This window comes from Chitinophaga caseinilytica, from assembly GCF_038396765.1.
Taxonomy (GTDB): domain Bacteria; phylum Bacteroidota; class Bacteroidia; order Chitinophagales; family Chitinophagaceae; genus Chitinophaga; species Chitinophaga caseinilytica.
In genome coordinates this window covers 6090945-6109066 of the sequence record NZ_CP150096.1, presented here as the reverse complement: position 1 = coordinate 6109066, position 18122 = coordinate 6090945, and the positions used below count along the sequence as shown (strand labels likewise).

Below are 18122 nucleotides of genomic sequence, written 5' to 3'. Positions count from 1 at the left end.
CTCCAGGCCTGGCCTGGAGGGGATTTTCGTTTATCGGGAATGTTATCGTACCAAAGTGATCGTGCCGGTTTTCCGGTAGAATTTCGCGGCGGCGAGATCGACATATTCCACCATCCAGACATAGGTGCCCACGGCTGCGTTTTTGCCGTTCTGCATCCCGTTCCAACCCACGGTGGGGTCTGACGTGAAGAAAATGAAATTGCCGACGCGGTTGTAAATGCTCAGTCGATACTGACCGATGTTGCACCGGAAGCGCGGCCGGAAGAAATCGTTGTAACCATCGCCGTTGGGGGAGAAACCGGTAGGGAAATACAGCTGGCAGTCGCATGGCGCGAAGTTCACGCGGATGGAATCCACCGACCGGTTGCACGCATTTTCCGCCACCACGGCATACCAGCCGCGTTGGGTAACGGGGAATGTATTGACGGAGGAGCTATCCTGCCATTTGTATTGCATGCCGGCGTTCATGGGCCTTAGCAGCAGGGTTTCCCCGGCGCACATCACGGTATCTTCGCCCAGGTAAACCCGTAGGGAATCCTGGAAGGTAACGCGGATGGTATCCATTTCCACGCACCGCCCGATCTGTACGCGAACGCTGTAATAACCGGTGGAGTCTACGTGGTATGTAGCCTGGTCGGAGCCATCCTGCCAGAGGTAATTACCCGTCCCATGATCGGCCGTCAGCACGAGGAAGTTGCCGCGGCACAGCGTGGTATCGTTCCCCAGGCTGAAATCGCGGAGGCGGCTATATCGCACTTCGATGGTATCAACGACTGCGCAAACGTTATTGATGTTGACGAACACGGCGTAGGTGCCGTTACTGCGGACGGTAACGCGCGGACTGGTGGAGCCGTTGTTCCATGCCCAGGCGGTGGCGCCGGGCCGGGCGGCGTCGAGCGTAACGGATTCCCCGGCGCAGAGGAGCGTGTCGTTACCGAGGCTGAAAGGGAACGCCGGGCCGGTGAACGTGATGTTTACCTCGTCGGTATAATCCCCGCAGCCGTCTATCGTGGCCGTTACGCGGTAGGTGCCGCCAGCGCCGGAAGCTACCACGGTAGGGGAGGTTTCTCCCGTGTTCCAGACGTAGGTGGCATTTTGGGCCGTGGCATCGAGGGTGAACAATTCCCCTGTGCAGAGGATGCGGTCTGGTCCGAGGTCGAACGTAGGAATGGGGGATATGAAGAGATTGACGGAGTCGATTTCGCGGCAACCGTTGATGGCTACGTGATAGGTACCGATTTCGGTGGCGGTGAAAGTATTGGTGCCCACTACCGTGTCTTCAAGGTAATACCAGGTGTAGGTGGCGCCGGGGATGGAGGGGGCGGTGAGGGTGATGTTGGTGTTTTCGCAGATGGTGATGTTCTGCGGCCCCAGGTCGATGTTCTGGGGGGCAACGATGTTGATCTGCTGTACCGTCACGTCTTCCACGCCATTGCGGTAGGTTTTGAGGGTGACGGAGTAGGTGCCGGGCGTGGTGTAGCGGTATTTTGCGCCGGTGATGCGGTTGCTGGAATCTTCCCGGTTCACGGGCGGGCTCACGAAGTACCATTTCACGGAATCGATGCCGGCGATATCGTCGGTAATGATGAAGGAGACGCTGTCGTTGAGGCAGGTGGTGTTCCAGGTGAAGTTAGTGAGGCGTGGCCGCGCGGCGGCGGAAAAAGATACGGCCACAAATAAGATGATCAGGGCGAATAGGCGCACCCCGGATCGGTTGAACATAGGAACCATGACACCGCTAAATTAGCGGAATTTCTGATATGTAGAATGTTTTTAATAAAATATTTAGCCCCCGGGCTGTGAGGCGCGGGGGCATGAGGAATGGAGGATTATGCATTTTGTAGGAACGGGATCTTCGGGATCGCGTAATTCAACGCAGCCGTGGTACCGCAGGTGACGTCGAGCGTAACGCCGGTGATTTTGCTGGCGTTGTCGGACGCGAGGAACACCGCGGCCTGGGCGATATCTTCCATCAGGGGCATTTTCTTCAACATGGTGTCTGCCTCGATTTTTTGTACGAACCCCGCCACTACATCCCCTCCATTCTCCAGCGCCTCCCGGAACACGCGCGAGTCTGGCGAGCCGCCGGAACGGATGTTCACCACACGCACGCCATATGGCCCCAGTTCCGAAGCGAGGTTGCGCGTCAGGCTTTCCACCGCGCAACACGCCGGCCCGAAGCCCCCACATGCGGATATCCGATCCCACCCGGTGTAGCCGTCAACGTTAATATCACGCCCGATCGCTGCTTCATCATCGCGCGCGCCGCCGCCGTGCAGGTCAGGAATTCCGTTTCCATCGCGCGGAGCACCGGCCGCAGGAAGTCTTCCGGGGCCATCTCCGCGAGCGGCTGATCCTGCCGGTCTTCCCACCCAACGGCATTAAAGGAAATATCGACCCGCCCCGTTTCTTCGAGGTGCCGGGCAACGGCGCCCGCATCCAGCGCGTCTACCACAGCGGTATGACAGCGGCTGCCCGATTTCCGGATAACATCGGCCGTCCGTTCCACCGAATCCAGGTTACGGCCCGTCAAATGCACGAATGCACCTTCTTTCGCAAAAGCAGCAGCAACGGCACCTCCGAGCGATCCGCCCGCACCGTACACCACCGCGGTTTTTCCAGCTAACAACATAATGAAAGTTTTATCGAACTTACCGAAATCAACCGGCAACCAACCTGTGCGTATTAGCCAATTTGAGGGGCAATTTGAGACAAAGCCGGGAATGCCCGGAAAGTGGAAAACGGACCGGTTATTCTCATGTGCGGACGGATGCAGGCCCGTATAAAACGAAAAGTCCGTTGCACCACTGCAACGGACTTTTCGTTTCAAAAATCTTATATCTGCGGATCAATCGTCCCCGTTCCTGCGGTATCTTCTCCATTTCTCCAGCACGCCCGTGAAATCCGGCGGCAACGGTGATTCGAACTGCATGTGCTTGCGCGTGCGCGGATGGGTGAACCCCAGCGTTTGCGCGTGCAGCGCGTGGCGGGGCATGATCTCGAAACAATTATCCACGAACTGCTTGTACTTCGCGAAAACCGTTCCTTTCACGATGCGGTCACCGCCGTAGGTATCGTCGTTGAAGAGGGAATGGCCGATATGCTGCATGTGCACCCTGATCTGGTGGGTGCGGCCGGTTTCCAGTTTGCAGGCGATCATGGATACGTAATTGAAGCGCTCCAGCACTTCGTAATGCGTGATGGCTTCCTTACCATATTCGCCGTCGGGATAGGCGTCCATGATCTTGCGGAACCGTTGGTGGCGGCCTACGTGAGCGACCACGGTGCCCGCGTCTTCCTCGAAATCGCCCCAGACGAGGGCGATGTAGCGGCGCTCCACGGTATGGTCGAAGAACTGCTTGGCGAGGTCGCTCATGGCTTTGTCGGACTTGGCGACCACCAGCAGCCCGCTCGTGTTTTTATCGATCCGGTGTACCAGTCCGAACCGCGGGATTTCGGGCTCGGTGGCGGAACGGTCGTTTTCGTCGCCGAGGTACCAGGCCAGGGCGTTGACCAGGGTGCCGGTGTAATTGCCGCATCCCGGGTGCACCACCATGCCGGCGGGTTTATTCACGATCATCACGTCGTCGTCTTCATACACGATATCGAGCGGGATGTTTTCGGGTTTTATTTCGGTGGATTCGGGATTTTTGGTGGAATAGACGATGAGCCGGTCCAGCGGGCGGACCTTATAATTGGCCTTTACGGGTTTATCGTTGACGAGGACCATGCCTTTTTCGATGGACTGCTGCACCTTGTTGCGGGTGGCGCCTTCGATACGGGCCTGGATGAATTTGTCGATACGCAGGGGTTCCTGTCCTTTGTCTACGACAAGGTTCACGCGTTCGTATATTTCCTCGCTTCCATCCCCGTTTTCCAGTTCATCTTCCAGTTCCGGCAGTTGATCGGTCATCGCTAAAATTTTTGCAAAGATACTTTAAGTTATCTTTGCAGGCGATGAAACAGCAGATAATCGTGAATGACCTGGGGCGGATCCCTTACCAGGAAGCCTGGGATTTGCAGGAAAAGCTTCTGAAAGAGAATACCGACGCCAAGGCGGCCGCCCGGGCGGAAGGGGAGGGCGCGGTGCCGCAAACCCGGCATCACCTGCTGTTTTGCGAACATCCGCCGGTGTATACGCTCGGCAAGAGCGGCCATCCGGAAAACCTCCTGGTGAGCGACGAGGAGCTGGCGGCCAAAGGCATCCAGTATGTGCAGACCAACCGTGGGGGAGATATTACGTTTCACGGGGCAGACCAGATCGTGGGGTACCCGATCATCGACCTGGAGCGGTTTTACGCGGATATTGGCCGGTATCTCCGGAACCTGGAAGAGGTGATCATCCGTACTATCGGGGATTACGGGCTGACCGGGGAGCGGTCTTCGGGGGAAACCGGCGTTTGGCTGGAGCCCGGCGTGCCGGGGCGCGCCCGCAAGATCTGCGCCATGGGCGTGCGCTGCAGCCGGTGGGTCACCATGCACGGCTTCGCCCTCAACGTCAACACCGATCTTTCCTACTTCAATAATATCATTCCCTGCGGGATACAGGACAAATCCGTCACTTCCATGCAAAAAGAAACCGGGCGCACACTGCCGGTGGAGGAAGTGCGGGCCCGGATCGTGCACCATTTCGCCGATATCTTCGGCGCGGAAATGGTGGAAGGCGCTTTATTTGCGGCTGAAAACGGTCGTTAGCGGTAGCTCAGCGGAATGTAGAGGTTCCATTTTTCCAGCAGTTTGCCGTTTTCGAATACTTCGAAATCAAACCAGCCGGCGTGCATGAAAATCGCCTTTTCCAGGATGAGGAATGGCTCGGCCACATGTTCCACTTCAAACAGGAACTGTCCTGTTGCTTCGTAAAATTTCACCGAATATTTTTTCTGCAAAGCCATCGGCAACTTGATATTCACGTTGCCATCTGCCGTGGTGTATATGTAATTGGATGGCTTCCAGGGAATTACCTGTTTTTCTCCTTCCGCATTCGTAGTAGTCATCGTCGGGATGTCTGACGCGCCGAGCTTGGTATCTGCCGCAATGGTGGAATCCGTTGTGGCCAGCACCACCTTGGAATGGAGGTAGGTGTTGTTCTTGAAAAGAATGAAAAGGCGGTAATAGTTCTTCCCGGGAAGGGGCTTGTTGTCGAGATACGCGTTGCGTTGGGAGGTGGGATTGGTGGCATAGCCGATGGTGGTGAAGTTCAGCACACTGTCCAACGACCGCTGCACGCCGATCTGCACGGCGTTAGGGAAACCGGAAATCCAGTCCAGCTGGATCTTCCCTGTTTTGATAAGGGCCGAAAATTCAGGCAATACAGGCGGAACGGCTTCCTGCGCCCTGGCGGCGGAAAAGGCTCCCGTAACGAACATCAACACGATCAGGCATCTAACCATCTGCTTCATACAGTACATCTGTCTAGTCTCTTAAGTTGGCAAATTTAGGATCTGAAGGCCAAATATACGCTGCCGGTCTGTAAAAGTTTACCGGCACGCATAAAGCATCCATAACCTTGCCATGATTCCTTATACAGCCGTTAAAAATGCAAACTTCCTTGTGGAAGGGAAGCGTTCCCCTGTAATCCGCCGGTGTGGATGAGAAGCGGGCGGCTGCCGGGCGGGAAACGGCCATCGGCGCACATTTTACGGAACGCAAGCACCAGTTTTCCGGTGTAGACCCGGTCTGTAGGGATGCCGGTCTGGTCGAAAAAATCGTTCATTCCGGCGATGAGCGCGGGAGAAATTTTCGCGAAGCCGCCTTCATGGAAATCGTGGAACATCCCCCAGTTCCCACGATCCTCCGCGAGCAGCGCCCGGATCTCCGGTTCCACGGAAAAAGCCCCTTTCAACGCCGAAATCCCCCAAATCTCCGCACCGATCCCTCTTTTCGCGGCGCCGTTGATCAGGCCGGCGAGCGTGGTGCCGGTGCCGGTCGCGCAAAGGATGTGCGTGAACGCCCGGAAATCCCCTAAATCCAGGATCTCCTCACATCCCGCCGCCCCTTCCGCATTGCCACCCCCTTCCGGGATAACGAACGCCGTTCCCAACAAGGCGCGCAGGGTGGTATTTTCCTTTGGGAGCTGCGGCCCATCGGCTGCGTGAAGGTGGGCCGCGATGGGAATGTCGGGCTCGCTGGCCGCATTTCCGATCTGTGGATTCGTTTCACCTGGATCAATGTTTTTTTCCTTGGGTGCTGCGGCCCATCGGCAGCTTGAAGGCGGGCCGTGATGGGGAAGTCGAGCTCCCTGGCCGACAAATCCCCTTTTTTAACGGCGTCATACACCGCCCGGGGAACGTGCACGATCTCCATGCCCAGGGCCGCCGCTTCCGCCAGCGTGCGCGAAGGCGCAGACGGCGCTTCGCCCCGCACGATGCCGGTAACGGGCTTGCCCAGCAGCTTGCAGGCCGCGGCGGCCGCGTGCAGGTGGTTAGACCATGGCCCGCCGAAAGTGACCACCGGCAAAGGGCCCGCGGCTTCGAGGTTACGCTTCAGCTTGAACCACTTGTTGCCCTGGACGAGCGGGTGGACAAGGTCCAAACGCAACATGGCTGCCTGGATCTCGCCGGGCAGCCATGTTGTATGGAAAGGTTGCAGTAAATCCTTAGTTGAAAAGCGCATTCCGCAAGTTAAGGCTTTGTTTGCCTTTCACGCCGATGTTGATCTTCAGCATGTCTCCGCCACCTGCGTCGAAGTACTGCACTTTAATGCGGTGGTAACCCTTGCGGAGGGGAATGATGCCGGTTTGGGTAACGGGCGCATGCTCCCCGTCGTTATCCACCACGAGGTCGCCGTCGATGAACACGAGGGAACCATCGTCGGAAGTAGCTGCGATTTCATACAGGCCGTCTTCCTCCACTTTCACGAATCCTTCGAAAACAGCCCCGAAAGCCGGGTGGCGCTGGAACGCGCGGATGGAGATGTCGGTCATCACGCCGGAGGTATCAGCCGTTCCGCCCACTTTCGCTGCGGCGTTGAATTCCTTGAAGAATCCCTGGAATTTGAGGCCTTTGCCGGCTGGCGTTACGTTTACCGCGGATTTGTACGATTTGCGGGTGTACGTATTGCTGTATACGGCGCTGTTGCGGCCGGTTTCAGGTATCGTAACGATGTATTTGAGCGTGATGGTCTCGTCTTTTTTCGGGGCGATGATGATGGGCCCGCTGGCCACTGGGCTTTGCGCCGTAGGCTCGGAACCGTCTGTCGTGTAGCGGATCACCGCGCCGGCCATGGGCGGCTCCAGTTTCACCACTGCGCGTTGCGCCGCGGTGGAAATGCCGGATGCGCCTACGCCTTCGCCGCCGCTGCTCACGGGGTCTACGATCACGGCGTTTTCAGCGCCGATCGCTTCGGGGATGCGGTAGTTGACACCGCGTTTGTCCAGATCGTAGAGCACGCCGCGCATGCGCTTGCGGAAGTCGGTATAGTCCTTTTTCTCTTTCGGGCTCCAGGTGATCTCCGCCAGCGCGATGGCGCGGGGGAAGGTAAAGTAGTCGGAAACCGGGCCGGAAGGAATGTATTCCGTCCACACATTGCCCTGTACGCCGATGATGTGTTTCTGTTCTTCGGGCGTGAGGTCTTTGGGCAGGGGCTCGTAGCTATACACCTTGTCCAGCGGGAGATATCCGCCGATAGCGAGGGGCTCGCTGCCGGGGGCGCCCTGGTAGTAATCGAGATAGAGGTAAGTGTTGGGCGTCATGATGACGTCGTGCCGCTGGCGGGCGGCTTCCTTGCCTCCGGCTTCGCCGCGCCAGCTCATCACCGTGGCTTCGGGCGCGAGGCCTCCTTCGAGGATTTCGTCCCAGCCGATGATCTTGCGGCCTTTACTGCCGAGGAATTTTTCCATCCGGCGGATGAAATAGCTTTGCAGTTCGTGTTCATCTTTCAGCCCGAGCGCTTTCATGCGGGCCTGGCATTTGGGGCATTGCTTCCAGCGGTCTTTCGGACATTCGTCGCCACCGATATGGATATATTGGCTGGGGAAGAGGGGCAGCACTTCGGTGAGCACGTCTTCCAGGAAAGTGAAGGTTTCGTCGTTGCCGGCGCAGAACACTTCTTTATGAACGCCCCATTTGGTGGATACTTCATACGGCCCGCCGGTGCATCCGAGCTGGGGGTACGAAGCGAGGGCGGCGGTTGCGTGGCCCGGCATTTCGATTTCGGGGACCACGGTCACGAAGCGTTCCGCGGCGTAGGCCACGATGTCTTTCACTTCTTCCTGCGTATAGAATCCGCCATGCGGTTTGCCGTCGAATTTATTTTCGCTCAGATGGCCTTTGGAGGTCTCCTTCCGCTGCGATCCCACGGTGGTGAGGCGCGGGTACTTCTTGATCTCGATGCGCCAGCCCTGGTCTTCGGTGAGGTGCCAGTGGAAGCGGTTGAGCTTCAGGGAAGCGATGACGTCGATATACTGCTTGATATAGGGGACAGGCAGGTAATACCGGCCTACGTCGAGCATAACGCCGCGGTAGCCGAAGCGTGGCTGGTCTTTGATGGTTACCGCCGGCAGCACGAGCCCCGTCTTCGTCTTGTTGCGCGAAATCTGCTGAAGGGTTTGCAGGCCGTAGAACAGGCCGGCTTCATGCCCCTGCACCACTGCTTTCCGGTTGGTGACCGTTAGCTGGTAACCTTCTTTGGGCAGCTGATCGTCGTCGGAGAAGATCACCTGTGCGTCTTGCATGGTCCCTTTCTGCAATTTCAGTCCGAAGTTGGCGTCGAGATAGGCGGCATAGAGCTTCGCCATCCGTTCGGCGGTTTCGCTGTTGGCGAAATACCGGGCGGATGTGCCCTGCAGGGTCAGCGTGCCTGTTCTTTCCTCCACGGAGGCGGGAGCGGGCACCACGTTCACCTGGGGTTTTACCGTCTGCTGCGCCTGCGAGGCGAGCGTCAGGCACAGGGCTAAAGCGGATAGGAGCGTTTTTTTCATCTGTGCGTTTTTATGAAAGGTGGAATTGTTGGCTGCGGGTTATCCCTGCAATCCTCCCTTGCCGCGATACAGTTTCACGGGCTTGTCCAGCTTCAGTTCGATCACGGTCATGTACTCGTCCTGCACGTTTTCCGGAACGGTGATGTACACGAGCCCGGGCACGGGGCTCCAGCTGATCTTGCCGACGATCTTGTGCTGCAGCTTCGTTCCGTTGCCGACAACGGTGATGTCTTTGATCTGGTTATCGAGCCCTTTGACCATGATCTGTCCGGAAACTTTGCCGGGGAGGAAAAGGTAAAGTGATGTGGAATCCTTACTTAAAGTAGTAGGTCCGTAGAAGTGGCCCTGCGGGATGCCGCCGAGCGTTCCGAAGATGGCGGCCGCATGTTTTTTGTTCCATTTGCCCAGTTCGCGCAGCACGTTCACCTGTTCGGGAGGAATGGTGCCGTCCGCTTTGGGGCCGATGTCCAGCAGCATATTGCCGCCGTTGCTGATGGCGTCCGCGAAAATGGTGATCACTTCGTAGGGCGTTTTCCAGTTGGTGTCTTGCGGCTGCCATCCCCAGTTGTTGTTGATGGTCATGCAGAGCTCCCACCAATGGAAGCTGGGGCGTTGCACGGGGAAGTTCTGTTCCGGCGTGTCGTAATCGCCGTAGCCCATGAGGCGGCCGTTGATGATGGTTTTGGGATTGTGGCCGGTGAGCATGTTGCGCACTTTCACGGCTTCCCATTCCTCGGCGCTGCGTTCCCAATCGCCGTCGAACCACCAGAGGTCGGGGTTGAACTGGGTCATGACTTCGGAAAGCTGGCCCTGGTAGAATTTCTTGAAGCGTTCCCAGCGTTTGGGATCGTCTTTGATCTTATAGCGGCTGCTGTCTTTGAGGAATCCGGGATAATCGTTGCTGGTCCAGTCGAGCAGCGAAAAATACGCACCGGCCTTGATGCCGCGCTGGCGGATGGCCTGGAAGAAGGGCGTGAGCACGTCGCGCTTGGCGGGCGTGCCTTTGGCGGTAGAGAGTTTATTAAACTTAGTGTCCCACAGGGCAACGCCGTCGTGGTGCTTGGTGGTGATCACGGCATATTTGGCGCCGGATTCGGCGATGAGGTCTGCCCAGGCCTGGGGATCGTATTTATCGGCGGTGAAGCCTTTCATTTGCGCCATATAATCGGCGTGGGAGATTTTTTTGTTGTGGAAGCTCCAGCTCTCGTCGATCCCGTTCACGGAGTAAATACCCCAGTGGATGAAGATGCCGAGTTTGGCGTCGGCGAACCATTGCATTTTCTCACTGATCTCTTCGGGCCGCGTTTGCTGCTGCGCCTGGGCGCAAGACACAAAATGCATCGCGGCGGCTAATGCCACTACTAGTTTTTTCATTTGAAGCTGTTTGTTAACCAAAAATTCATGTTCACTGTTTTCCATCCCCCGCTGCTTATCATAAGTGCAGTTGGCATCAACCGATTGCTGGTGGCCCCATGGGGGGTAGATTCACAAAAATAGACGGATTCAATAAAAACGGCGCCTTTTTTGTATAACTGGTCGAAAAAATAACGGATTAACACGGTTTAGGAAAAATTAATGTTTAATTTTAGCCCCCGATATTAATTCGACTTGAAAATTTAAACTAATATCAGCTAATGCAACCGACTTTATTGATCCTGGCAGCCGGAATGGCCAGCCGGTACGGAAGTTTGAAACAGATCCAGCAGTTTGGCCCCAGCGGTGAAACGATCATCGATTACTCCATCTACGACGCTATCCGCGCCGGGTTCGGGAAAATCGTGTTCATCATCCGCGAAAACTTTGCTGAAGAATTCAAGGAAATTTTCGAGCCGAAACTCAACGGAAAAGTGGAAACGGCTTACGTATTTCAAGATATGAACGCATTCACGGACGGTTTCGAAGTGCCGGCAGACCGCACCAAGCCCTGGGGCACCGCTCACGCCGTTCTTTGCGCGAAAGACGCCATCAACGAGCCTTTCGCCGTGATCAACGCCGACGATTTCTACGGCCGCGACGCATTCGAGAAAATGGCGGAATTCCTCCGCAACGAATGCAAATCCGACCGCTTCAGCGTAGTAGGCTACCAGCTGGGTAAAACCGTGAGCGATTACGGTTCCGTATCCCGCGGCGTATGCGAAGTGAATGCCGAAGGCAACCTGGCCGGCATCGTGGAGCGTACCAAGATAGAAGTGATAGACGGTAAGATCGTGTACGAAGACGGCGACAAAAAAGTGGAGCTCGGCCCCCAAACGCCCGTATCCATGAACTTCTGGGGCTTCGCACCTTCCGTATTCGAAGTGAGCGAAAAACTCTTCAGCCAGTTCCTCGAACAAAACCTTTCCAACCCGAAATCCGAATTCTTCATCCCGATCGTGGTAGATTCCTTCATCGCATCCGGTACCGGTTCCGTGAAAGTGATCCCCACCAGTTCGCAATGGTTCGGCGTTACCTATAAAGAAGACGCTCCGGGCGTGCAGGCTTCCCTGTCCGCACTCGTGAACGGCGGAGAATATCCCGACAATCTCTGGAAATAAGCATAATGGTACATACCGACATTCTCAGCGCATTCGGGCTCCAGCCCGCCGATTTCAGCATGCAGAAATTCGGGAGCGGTCACATCAACAACACGTTTTTGCTGACTGGGCCCGATGACAAGCGTTATATCCTCCAGCGGATCAATACCTACGTATTCCGCGAACCCGATGTGATTGCCCGCAACCTCAAGCTGGCAGGCGATTACCTCGATAAGCACCATCCGGAATACCTCTTCATCAAAGCCATTCCCACCACTGCGGGCGCCGAGATGTACCTGCACGGGGAAGAATTCTGGCGGATGATCCCCTTCATCCCCGATTCCACGTCGGTAGACCAGGCAGACAATACCCGGCAGGCTTTCGAAGCTGCGAAACAGTTCGGCCTCATGGCCAGGATGTTCCACGGCATCGACCTGCACGATTTCAGGGCGTCTATCCCTAACTTCCACAACCTGACCCTGCGCTATGCTTCCTTCCAGGAGGCCATCCGCACGGCGAAGGAAGACCGGAAGCAGTTTGCCGACAGCCTGGTGGAGCAGTTCCTGCAATACAGCGACATCGCCGTAACGTTCGAATCGCTCAAGACCAACCCCGAGTTTACCGACCGCCTCATGCATCACGACACCAAGATCAACAACGTGCTGCTCCGTAAGGGAACTTTCGAAGGCATCTGCGTGTGCGACCTGGATACGCTCATGCCCGGCAAGGTGATCTCCGACCTGGGCGATATGGTCCGCACCTACGTGTGCCCCGTATCCGAAGAAGAGCGCGATTTCAGCCAGATCATGGTGCGGGACGAATATTATGAAGCCCTCATGAAAGGGTACCTCTCCGAAGTGGGCAGTACCCTGACGGCAACGGAAAAGCAACACCTTTTCTACGCCGGTAAATTCATGATCTACATGCAGGGCATCCGTTTCCTGACCGATTACCTGAACGGCGACGTTTACTACCCGATCAAGTACCCGGAGCACAACTACAACCGTGCGAAGAACCAACTGACGCTCTTGCAGGCGCTCATCGCCAAAGAACCGCAGTTGCAGGAAATCATCGACAATTGCCTCGCTTCCTGAGGGGAACGATCATATTTTCCGAAAAGCCTCCCGGACAGGGAGGCTTTTTTGTTTAGATAGTATGCTGGTATATAGCAGTATTTTTGAAATTCGTTTAAAAACGCCAGTAGTTTTTTCGATTTTGTTAAAAAACGGGATCGGGATTGATATTTCTCAAAATCTTGGCCACTGTGTTGTTTTTTATTTTGATCACTTATACATTTGTGTTGATAATAAAAATCACAAGCACCTCCATGTGGGTAAACAAAGACAATAACGCAGTCAATCACATCGTAGCTCAGCTCAACTGGGCCATTACGCTCGTCGTGATCGTCGTTGTCATTATTACCCGCCAGCCAATTGGAGGATAGATAAGCGTGTATAATCATAACGAATAATAAAACGCCTTCCTCCACCAGGAAGGCTTTTTTTGGGTACGCAAATTCCAATATTATGTATAGCTATTACAACGAAAACACGATTCTTTATTTCAACGGTGAGTATCTGAAAGCCACCGAGGCCAAAATCGATTTGTACGGCCAGTCGCTGCACTATGGTTACGCAGTGTTCGAAGGTATCCGCGCTTATAAAACCGAAAGCGGGGAAGTGAAGATCTTTAAAGCGAAGGAGCACTTCGACCGTTTCAAGCGCTCCTGCGAACTGATCCACATGCCGTATGAATTCAACAACGATGAACTGATCGCAGCATGCTACAAAGTATTGGAACTGAACAACATGACAGAGGCGTACATCCGTCCGCTGGCTATTTGTCCTCCCAACATGACGCTGAAAGCGGCTGAAGAGACCCACGTGCTGATCTGTGCATGGGAGTGGGGTGCGTACCTGGGCGAGAAGCTCCTTCGCGTGATGCTTTCTTCCTACCAGCGCCCGAACCCGAAAGCGTTCAAGATCGAGTCCAAATCTGCCGGTCTGTACGTGAACTCCATCCTGGCTTCCCAGGAAGCGAAGTCGAAAGGGTTCGACGAAGCGTTGCTGCTGGATATCGAAGGTTTTGTGGCGGAAGGCCCCGGCGCCAACCTGTTCTACGAAAAAGACGGAACTATCTATACGCCCGCACCGGGCAACATCCTGCCGGGCATCACCCGTGCAACCGTGATCGAGATCTGCCATGAGCTGGGTATTCCCCTCGTGGAAAAGCAGATCACCGTGGCCGAGCTGGAGCAGGCAGATGCCGTGTTCTACTGCGGTACAGCCGCCGAAGTGGTGGGCTGGGACAGCTTCAACAACAAAGGATTCGCCAAACCCTGGGCCCAATCCCTCGGAAAAGTCATTCAGCAGGCCTACAAAGCCAAAGTGCTGGAGAAAGAATTCGACAGAGCGGCTATTCCCGCCTGATAATGAAGGAGATACCCCCTGCCTTCGGGGCCCCGAAGGCAGGGGAGACCTTCCCCCTCTCCAAAAAGCATATACGGCCGTTGAATGGCGTAAACGCTTTTTCCTCCAATCCTCACCCATAGCGGTTTTTGGCTCTCAGTGCCACCTTTTGAAGACCGGGAGCAGCCAAATTATAGGTTTGAATTTCACGCCCACCGGAAATAACTTGTACAATAATTCGATTTTAAGACAGCCGACAACGGTATTTAACCGATAATCTGATCATGGAGTTAAACAAATACAGCAAAACGATTACGCAAGACCCGACGCAGCCCGCCGCACAGGCAATGCTGTACGGGATCGGACTGACGGAAGGTGACCTCAAAAAGGCACAGGTAGGCATTGTGAGCATGGGTTACGACGGCAATACCTGTAACATGCACCTGAACGACCTGGCCAAAAAAGTGAAAGAAGGCGTATGGGCCAACGATCTCGTAGGCCTGATGTTCCACACCATCGGCGTGAGCGACGGGATCAGCAACGGTACCGACGGTATGCGCTACTCCCTCGTGAGCCGCGACGTAATTGCAGACTCCATTGAAACCGTTTGCGGCGCACAATATTATGACGGCCTCATCACCGTGCCCGGCTGCGACAAGAACATGCCCGGCTCGCTGATGGCCATGGGTCGCCTCAACCGCCCGTCCATCATGGTTTACGGCGGCTCCATCGCCCCTGGCAAATGGAGAGGGCAAGACCTCAACATCATTTCCGCCTTCGAAGCCCTCGGGCAGAAACTGGCGGGCAACCTCGAAGAAGACGATTTCAAGGAAATCATTCAACATAGCTGCCCCGGCGCCGGCGCCTGCGGCGGCATGTACACGGCAAATACCATGAGCTCCGCCATCGAAGCCATGGGCATGAGCCTCCCGTACAGCTCCTCCAACCCGGCCACCAGCAAGGAAAAACAGGAAGAATGCCTCGCCGCCGGCAAGGCCATCCGCCTGCTGCTGGAAAAAGACATCAAGCCTTCCGACATTATGACCTTCGAAGCGTTCCAGAACGCCATCGTAGTGATCATGGCGCTCGGCGGCTCCACCAACGCCGTGCTTCACCTCATCGCCATCGCCAGATCGGTAGGAGTGGACCTTACCATGGACCATTTCCAGGAACTGAGCGACAAAACGCCGCTCATCGCTGACCTCAAGCCCAGCGGCCGTTACATGATGCAGGACCTGCACGAGATCGGCGGTGTTCCCTTAGTCATGAAATATCTCCTGAAGAAAGGATTGCTCCACGGCAATTGCCTCACCGTAACCGGCAAAACCATCGCGGAGAACCTGGAATCGGTACCTGATATCGAATTCGAGCAGCAACCCATCATCGTTCCGCTCGAAAAACCCCTCAAAGCCAACGGCCACATTCAGATCCTGTACGGCAACCTCGCCGAACTGGGCTCCGTGGCCAAGATCACCGGCAAGGAAGGTGAGGCCTTCACCGGGCCCGCCCGTGTATTCGACGGTGAATTCGAACTGATCGCAGGTATACAGAACGGTCGCGTGAAACCCGGCGACGTCGTCGTTATCCGCTACGTAGGCCCCAAAGGCGGACCCGGCATGCCGGAGATGCTCAAGCCTACCAGTGCGATCATGGGCGCTGGCCTGGGCAAGAGCGTTGCGCTCATCACCGACGGCCGTTTCTCCGGCGGTACCCACGGTTTCGTGGTTGGGCACATTTGTCCTGAAGCCTATGACGGCGGCACCATCGCGCTGGTGAACGACGATGACATCATCGAGATCGATGCGGTGAACAATGTGATTAAAGTGAACGTGTCGGACGAAGAGCTGGCAAAACGCAAGGCGGCCTGGAAACAACCGCCGCTTAAGGCAACGAAAGGAATCTTATTTAAATACGCTAAACAAGTTAAAAATGCAACAGAAGGATGTGTTACCGATGAAGCGTGAAGACGCTGACAATCGGGCCACTACGCCCCAGATCATCACTGGCGCGGAAGCCGTGATACGGTCGCTGATTGCCGAAGGCGTGGACACCATTTTCGGTTACCCCGGGGGCGCTATCATGCCCATCTATGACGCCCTGTATGATTTCCAGGATAAAGTGCACCATATACTCGTCCGCCACGAACAGGGCGCCACGCATGCCGCCCAGGGTTACACCCGTGCCGGCGGCAAAACAGGCGTTGTGTTCGCTACTTCCGGCCCCGGCGCCACCAACCTGGTGACCGGCCTGGCAGACGCTTACATGGACTCTACTCCCATGGTCTGCATCACCGGCCAGGTAGCCGCCGTGCTCCTCGGCACCGACGCTTTCCAGGAAACCGATGTGATCGGCATCACCACGCCCATCACCAAATGGAATATCCAGGTGACCCGTCCGGAAGACATTCCGGGCGCCATCGCCAAAGCTTTTTATGTGGCGAAGAGCGGCCGCCCCGGCCCGGTATTGGTAGACATTACCAAGAACGCGCAGGTGAGCAAGCTCGACTTCCAATATAAGGCCTGTGATTATATCCGCAGCTACAAACCCGTTCCCACGCTCGATATCGAGGCCGTTCAGAAGGCCGCCGAACTCATCAACGGAGCGAAGAAGCCTTACATCCTGGCGGGCCACGGCATCCTGATTTCCGGTGCGGAGCAGGAGCTGGTGCAACTGTCGGAAAAGGCGCAGATCCCCGTGGGGTCTACGTTGCTGGGACTGTCTGCCATGTCTACCGCACACCCGAATTATGTGGGGATGCTCGGTATGCACGGCAACTACGGGCCGAACATCAACACCAACGAAGCCGATGTGATCATCGCGATCGGTATGCGGTTCGACGACCGCGTGACCGGCGAAGTGGCGAGCTATGCGCGCCAGGCCAAGATCATTCACATCGAGATCGATAAAGCGGAGATCAACAAGATCGTGAACGCCGACGTGGCGGTGCATGCAGACGCGAAGGAAGCCCTCACCGCCCTGCTGCCCCTCATCAACAAGGCCGAGCACGCAGCGTGGCTGGAAACCTTCCGCGCGGCAGACCGTACCGAAGAAGAGAAAGTAACCCGCGCCGAGCTGTACCCGACCGAAGGACAGCTGAAAATGGCGGAAGTGGTACGCCTCATTTCCGAACAGACGGAAGGGAAGGCCATCCTCGTTACCGACGTAGGCCAGCACCAGATGATCGCCAGCAGATATTACCGTTTCAAGGACCCGAACACCAATATCACCAGCGGCGGTATGGGCACGATGGGCTTTTCGCTGCCCGCGGCCATGGGCGCCAAAGTGGGCGCTCCCGATAAAACGGTAGTGGCGGTGATCGGCGACGGATGCTTCCAGATGACGCTCCAGGAACTGGGGACCATCTACCAGACGCAGATCGGCGTGAAGATCGTCATCCTCAACAACAACTTCCTCGGCATGGTACGGCAATGGCAACAGCTGTTCTTCGACAAGCGTTACTCATCCACCGAAATGATCAACCCCGACTTCGTACAAATCGCGAAAGGGTTCTACGTTCCCGGCAGGAAAGTGACCGAGCGCAGCGAGATCGCCGGTGCCGTTAAGGAAATGCTCGACACGCCCGGCGCCTATCTGCTGGAAGTGGTGGTGGAGCAGGAAGACAACGTATTCCCGATGGTGCCCGCAGGCGCACCGATCTCCAACATCCGCCTCGAGTAGTTCATAACCATTAACAGGACCAACAATGCATAAAGAATATACCGTTACGGTGTATACGGAAGACCGGATCGGGATCACCAACCGCATCACCGTGATCTTCACCCGCCGTGGCATCAACATCACCAGCCTTACCACCGCCGAAACGGAGGTGCCGGGCGTTTATAAATTCGTGATCACCGTACTCAGCAACCGCGAGCTGCTGGAGAAAGTGGTAGGCCAGATCGAGCGGCTGATCGAAATCCACCGCGCGTTCGTGCATGAAGAAGATGAAGTGGTGTACCAGGAACTGGCGCTCTACAAAATCTCCACCAAGGCGCTCCACAACGGCGACATCGAAAAGATCATCCGCGACAACAACGCCCGCATCCTCACCATCACGCCCGATTATTTCGTGCTGGAGAAAACGGGCCATGCGCAGGAACTGATCGGCATGCTGCAAAAGCTGGAGCCATACGGCCTCATCGAGTATACAAAAAGCGGAAGGGTGGCCATCGTGAAATGGAGCCGCCGGTTCCACGAACACCTGAAGGACCTCAGCCTGCAAGAGGCAGACAACCTGAAGGACTAACTTATCAGTAACAAAAACACAAAAACTTTTAAACAACA

At 56.0% G+C, this 18122-nt stretch carries 14 protein-coding genes and 1 pseudogene; 7 read left to right on the top strand and 8 right to left on the bottom strand.

Translation table 11 applies throughout. The features are described 5' to 3' along the window. Nucleotides 1-42 precede the first annotated feature (42 nt). From WJU22_RS25265 to WJU22_RS25255, 3 genes and pseudogenes are all read right to left on the bottom strand, one after another. A complete protein-coding gene (locus tag WJU22_RS25265) occupies nucleotides 43-1704 on the bottom strand; it encodes a gliding motility-associated C-terminal domain-containing protein (protein WP_341840944.1) in 1662 nt (553 codons plus the stop codon). A gap of 125 nt (nucleotides 1705-1829) precedes the next feature. Next, nucleotides 1830-2632 (bottom strand): annotated as a pseudogene (locus WJU22_RS25260) (SDR family NAD(P)-dependent oxidoreductase). A gap of 216 nt (nucleotides 2633-2848) precedes the next feature. After that, nucleotides 2849-3913: an RluA family pseudouridine synthase gene (locus WJU22_RS25255; protein ID WP_341840943.1), complete on the bottom strand. Its 1065-nt coding sequence runs from the start codon at nucleotides 3911-3913 to the stop codon at nucleotides 2849-2851. A 44-nt stretch (nucleotides 3914-3957) separates the two neighbouring features. Here WJU22_RS25255 and lipB point away from each other — a divergent pair, with 44 nt between their 5' ends. Continuing rightward, complete coding sequence (lipB, locus tag WJU22_RS25250) at nucleotides 3958-4695, top strand: lipoyl(octanoyl) transferase LipB (RefSeq protein WP_341840942.1); 738 nt, start codon at nucleotides 3958-3960, stop codon at nucleotides 4693-4695. Here lipB and WJU22_RS25245 read toward each other — a convergent pair. The 5 genes from WJU22_RS25245 to WJU22_RS25225 all read right to left on the bottom strand — a co-directional run bounded on the left by WJU22_RS25245 (nucleotide 4692) and on the right by WJU22_RS25225 (nucleotide 10291). Further along, complete coding sequence (locus tag WJU22_RS25245) at nucleotides 4692-5399, bottom strand: hypothetical protein (RefSeq protein ID WP_341840941.1); 708 nt, start codon at nucleotides 5397-5399, stop codon at nucleotides 4692-4694. The genes lipB and WJU22_RS25245 overlap by 4 nt on opposite strands. A 131-nt stretch (nucleotides 5400-5530) precedes the next feature. Further along, nucleotides 5531-6043, bottom strand: coding sequence for a hypothetical protein (locus tag WJU22_RS25240; protein ID WP_341840940.1), 513 nt, complete (start codon nucleotides 6041-6043; stop codon nucleotides 5531-5533). After that, a complete protein-coding gene (locus tag WJU22_RS25235; protein ID WP_341840939.1) occupies nucleotides 5962-6612 on the bottom strand; it encodes a hypothetical protein in 651 nt (216 codons plus the stop codon). The genes WJU22_RS25240 and WJU22_RS25235 overlap by 82 nt, the downstream gene beginning before the upstream one ends. Then, nucleotides 6596-8917, bottom strand: a complete 2322-nt coding sequence (locus WJU22_RS25230; RefSeq protein ID WP_341840938.1) for a family 20 glycosylhydrolase — start codon at nucleotides 8915-8917, stop codon at nucleotides 6596-6598. Before WJU22_RS25230 ends, WJU22_RS25235 begins: the two co-directional genes overlap by 17 nt. A 39-nt stretch (nucleotides 8918-8956) precedes the next feature. After that, nucleotides 8957-10291, bottom strand: coding sequence for an alpha-L-fucosidase (locus WJU22_RS25225; RefSeq protein WP_341840937.1), 1335 nt, complete (start codon nucleotides 10289-10291; stop codon nucleotides 8957-8959). 260 nt (nucleotides 10292-10551) lie between these two features. On the opposite strand from WJU22_RS25225, the gene WJU22_RS25220 reads away from it, so the two are divergent. The 6 genes from WJU22_RS25220 to ilvN all read left to right on the top strand — a co-directional run bounded on the left by WJU22_RS25220 (nucleotide 10552) and on the right by ilvN (nucleotide 18084). After that, nucleotides 10552-11451 (top strand): sugar phosphate nucleotidyltransferase, encoded by a 900-nt coding sequence (locus WJU22_RS25220; protein WP_341840936.1) that lies wholly within the window; start codon nucleotides 10552-10554, stop codon nucleotides 11449-11451. Between the two features lie 5 nt (nucleotides 11452-11456). Then, nucleotides 11457-12524 carry an aminoglycoside phosphotransferase family protein gene (locus WJU22_RS25215; protein WP_341840935.1) on the top strand — a complete coding sequence of 356 codons (1068 nt, stop codon included), beginning with the start codon at nucleotides 11457-11459 and terminating at the stop codon, nucleotides 12522-12524. A gap of 432 nt (nucleotides 12525-12956) precedes the next feature. Next, complete coding sequence (locus tag WJU22_RS25210) at nucleotides 12957-13859, top strand: branched-chain amino acid transaminase (protein WP_341840934.1); 903 nt, start codon at nucleotides 12957-12959, stop codon at nucleotides 13857-13859. 263 nt (nucleotides 13860-14122) lie between these two features. Continuing rightward, entirely contained in the window at nucleotides 14123-15802 is a 1680-nt protein-coding gene (gene ilvD / locus WJU22_RS25205; protein ID WP_341840933.1) for a dihydroxy-acid dehydratase, read from the top strand. Next, nucleotides 15768-17516 (top strand): biosynthetic-type acetolactate synthase large subunit, encoded by a 1749-nt coding sequence (ilvB, locus tag WJU22_RS25200; protein ID WP_317126940.1) that lies wholly within the window; start codon nucleotides 15768-15770, stop codon nucleotides 17514-17516. Before ilvD ends, ilvB begins: the two co-directional genes overlap by 35 nt. Nucleotides 17517-17541: 25 nt before the next feature. Continuing rightward, nucleotides 17542-18084, top strand: coding sequence for an acetolactate synthase small subunit (gene ilvN, locus WJU22_RS25195; RefSeq protein ID WP_126246979.1), 543 nt, complete (start codon nucleotides 17542-17544; stop codon nucleotides 18082-18084). Nucleotides 18085-18122: the final 38 nt, after the last annotated feature.

Coding starts and splice junctions, on each gene's coding strand:
- WJU22_RS25255 (WP_341840943.1), bottom strand. CDS start 3,913: ATGACCGATCAACTGCCGGAACTGGAAGATGAACTGGAAAACGGGGAT.
- lipB (WP_341840942.1), top strand. CDS start 3,958: ATGAAACAGCAGATAATCGTGAATGACCTGGGGCGGATCCCTTACCAG.
- WJU22_RS25245 (WP_341840941.1), bottom strand. CDS start 5,399: ATGAAGCAGATGGTTAGATGCCTGATCGTGTTGATGTTCGTTACGGGA.
- WJU22_RS25235 (WP_341840939.1), bottom strand. CDS start 6,612: ATGCGCTTTTCAACTAAGGATTTACTGCAACCTTTCCATACAACATGG.
- WJU22_RS25230 (WP_341840938.1), bottom strand. CDS start 8,917: ATGAAAAAAACGCTCCTATCCGCTTTAGCCCTGTGCCTGACGCTCGCC.
- WJU22_RS25225 (WP_341840937.1), bottom strand. CDS start 10,291: ATGAAAAAACTAGTAGTGGCATTAGCCGCCGCGATGCATTTTGTGTCT.
- WJU22_RS25220 (WP_341840936.1), top strand. CDS start 10,552: ATGCAACCGACTTTATTGATCCTGGCAGCCGGAATGGCCAGCCGGTAC.
- WJU22_RS25215 (WP_341840935.1), top strand. CDS start 11,457: ATGGTACATACCGACATTCTCAGCGCATTCGGGCTCCAGCCCGCCGAT.
- WJU22_RS25210 (WP_341840934.1), top strand. CDS start 12,957: ATGTATAGCTATTACAACGAAAACACGATTCTTTATTTCAACGGTGAG.
- ilvD (WP_341840933.1), top strand. CDS start 14,123: ATGGAGTTAAACAAATACAGCAAAACGATTACGCAAGACCCGACGCAG.
- ilvB (WP_317126940.1), top strand. CDS start 15,768: ATGCAACAGAAGGATGTGTTACCGATGAAGCGTGAAGACGCTGACAAT.
- ilvN (WP_126246979.1), top strand. CDS start 17,542: ATGCATAAAGAATATACCGTTACGGTGTATACGGAAGACCGGATCGGG.